This is a genomic window from Campylobacter sp. TTU-622, from assembly GCF_016598965.1.
Lineage (GTDB): Bacteria > Campylobacterota > Campylobacteria > Campylobacterales > Campylobacteraceae > Campylobacter_D.
This window is the reverse complement of the sequence record NZ_JAENKR010000122.1, coordinates 1-2624: the sequence shown is the minus strand read 5'-3', so window position 1 is coordinate 2624 and position 2624 is coordinate 1. Positions and strand designations below refer to the sequence as shown.

Here is a 2624-nt window from a genome sequence, read left to right as displayed (position 1 = left end):
AAATTAGAACTTTATAATCATAAATATTATTTATACCCTGTGCTTTATTTTTATGGCTTTGGTAATGGAATTTTATATAAAATTCTTCTGCAAAATAAAAATCATCAAAAAATTGTTATTTTTGAACCTAATATTCCCTTACTTTTTGTTTTATTTAATTCTATTGATTTTTCTAAAGAACTTACTAATTTAATCATACTTGATCCTTATGAAGAAATTTTTTTTGGCGATCTTTTATCTCTTAGTCAAGAAGAGCCGTATTTTAAATTTTTAAGAGTATATTTTTTGGATATTCATTCTGAATTTTATGCAAAAAATTATCAAGAAAATATTCTAAAAATAAACAAAAAATTTACAGAACTAATTAAAAATATATTTATAAATCACGGAAATGATCCAGAAGATGTTTTGATTGGAATTAGACATAATTTACAACATCTTGTTCCTATGCTTACCAATTCTTCGTTATTAGATCTTATAAAAGCAAGAAAAAACAAAATGCAAAATGCTATTATAGTTTCAACTGGTCCCTCTCTTATAAAACAACTACCATTACTTAAACAATATACTTCTAAAGCTTCTATTTTCTGTGCTGATGGTTCTTATACAATTTTAGCAAATTATGGTATTAAGCCTGATTATGTTTTATCTACAGAAAGAGTTTTTGCAACTTCTAAATTTTTTGATAATGATTTTAAAGAATTTGATCAAGGAATTTTGTTTATACTAGGCACTCTTACACATCCACAAACCCTAAAACATATTCAAAATGCCAATAGAAAATATATTTTAACTCCAAAAGATATGTTCTTTAGAAATTTTAAATTTAAACAAATTTTAGGTCTTGGACAAGGACATAGTGTTGCACATATGTGTTATGATTTGGCCCTAATGTTAAATCATAAAAATATCATTTTAATAGGACAAAATTTAGCTTACGATAAAGAAGGAAATTCTCATCCTAAAGAATACTTATATGGAGCTAATGATGATCAAGATCCTAATGATATAAAATATGAACTTCAAACTACAGCTTATGGTGGAAAAGGTCTAGTTTATACACAAGAAATTTGGAATATTTTTAGAACCACCTTTGAAAAAAATATAGCCCAAAATCCTCATATCAAAGTATATAATTGCACTGAAGGGGGTGCTAGGATAGAAGGAAGTATAGAACAAAGTTTTAAAAGTATTTGTGCAAATTTATTAAATGATGAAAAAAATTTTAAAGAAATACCCATACCTAGTATTGCAAAGCAAAATGAATATCTATTAAAAGCTTATGCTAAAATAAAAAGTCTTATAAAACAATGTAATGATTTTATAAATTATTTTGATAAAGAATTAAAACTACTTAGCAATGATTTTTTAAATCTTAAATTAGAATATAATGAAAATTTATATAGCAAACTTATTAAAAATATCGATGAAATTAAATTAAAAATAGACGAGGTTAGAAATAATCATTCTAGTATATATATGGCTTTTTATCCTACCATTAATCAATTTGAATTTAATTTAGCAAAAATTTTTGTTCTTAATCCAAGCAATAAAGAGGAACTTTTAGCCAAAAAGAATTTATGGATAGAAGATCATTTATATTTATTTACCCTTATATTTTCTCAAATAGAAATTTTTAAAAATTTATTAGAACAAAATATTAACAATTTAAAAAATGAACTTATTGCTAGAAATCTTGAAAAAAGAATTATAAAATTTGATAAAGATTAAACCTTTTTAGGTTTAATCTTTTAATTAAAATGGCCAAATAGCTTCTATAACTTTACTTCCCCAAGGTTTTCTTGTGCTTCTATCTACTTCGCCTTCGGTTTTATAAAGAATTTTAGCATCAGCAATATAGCGACTGTCTATGGTATTATCTTGACCTATATCATAAGGACGTATAACCCCGCTAAGTTGTATTATTTGTTTTTCTCCATTTATAAGTAGCTCTCTTGAACCTTCTATAAAATAATTACCATTAGATAAAATTTTAATTACCCTTGTTGAAATAGTTGTATTAAAACTCTCATTGCGACTTTGAGAGCCTGTTCCTTGATAATTAGAAGTGCTATTGGTTTGAAAACCTATATTAGAATAAGCATTAACTTTATTAATAGCATTGCCAACAACTCCAGTACTTCCGCTTAAAGCTCCTCCACCTAAATTCGCTGTATTTGTTCTACTAGTTGCTTTATTAGCTTGTGTGCTTTGTGTTGTGCTTTCTTGTATTACAACAGTTACAAGATCATTAACATTCATAGCTTTTTTATCAGAAAATAAAGGATTATCGCCTTTTCCAAATAAAGAGCCAGGAGCACTTTCTATATTATTACTTTGCTTTGGAGCCAACTCTTCAACATATGCGGGTGGCTTCATAGAAATTTGTGGATCTACAGTAGCACTACAACCAAAAAATACAATTGGTAACATATAAATTATCTTCTTTTTCATTATCTATCCTTTGAATATGAAATTTTCTATAAAATCAATTTATAAAAAATACTTCCTTTGATCAAATTAGAAGCAAATAAAGTTCCAAAATAATTTTTCATTTTTAAATTAAGTATTAAGTTAATATTTGTTTAAATTAAGCTATTATTTTTAAAAGCATAGGAGAAAAA

At 25.5% G+C, this 2624-nt stretch carries 2 protein-coding genes; one reads left to right on the top strand and one right to left on the bottom strand.

Going from position 1 to position 2624, the window contains the following annotated elements; translation table 11 throughout:
* On the top strand, positions 1 to 1731 hold a 1731-nt coding region (locus tag JG677_RS07710), incomplete at its 5' end, for a motility associated factor glycosyltransferase family protein (protein ID WP_200286057.1).
* Between the two features lie 24 nt (positions 1732 to 1755).
* On the opposite strand, the gene flgH is transcribed toward JG677_RS07710, so the two are convergent.
* Positions 1756 to 2454 carry a flagellar basal body L-ring protein FlgH gene (flgH, locus tag JG677_RS07705; protein ID WP_200169078.1) on the bottom strand — a complete coding sequence of 233 codons (699 nt, stop codon included), beginning with the start codon at positions 2452 to 2454 and terminating at the stop codon, positions 1756 to 1758.
* Positions 2455 to 2624 lie beyond the last annotated feature (170 nt).

Bases quoted from the DNA above. Each gene is read 5' to 3' on its own strand.
- flgH (WP_200169078.1), bottom strand. From the start codon at position 2,454: ATGAAAAAGAAGATAATTTATATGTTACCAATTGTATTTTTTGGTTGT.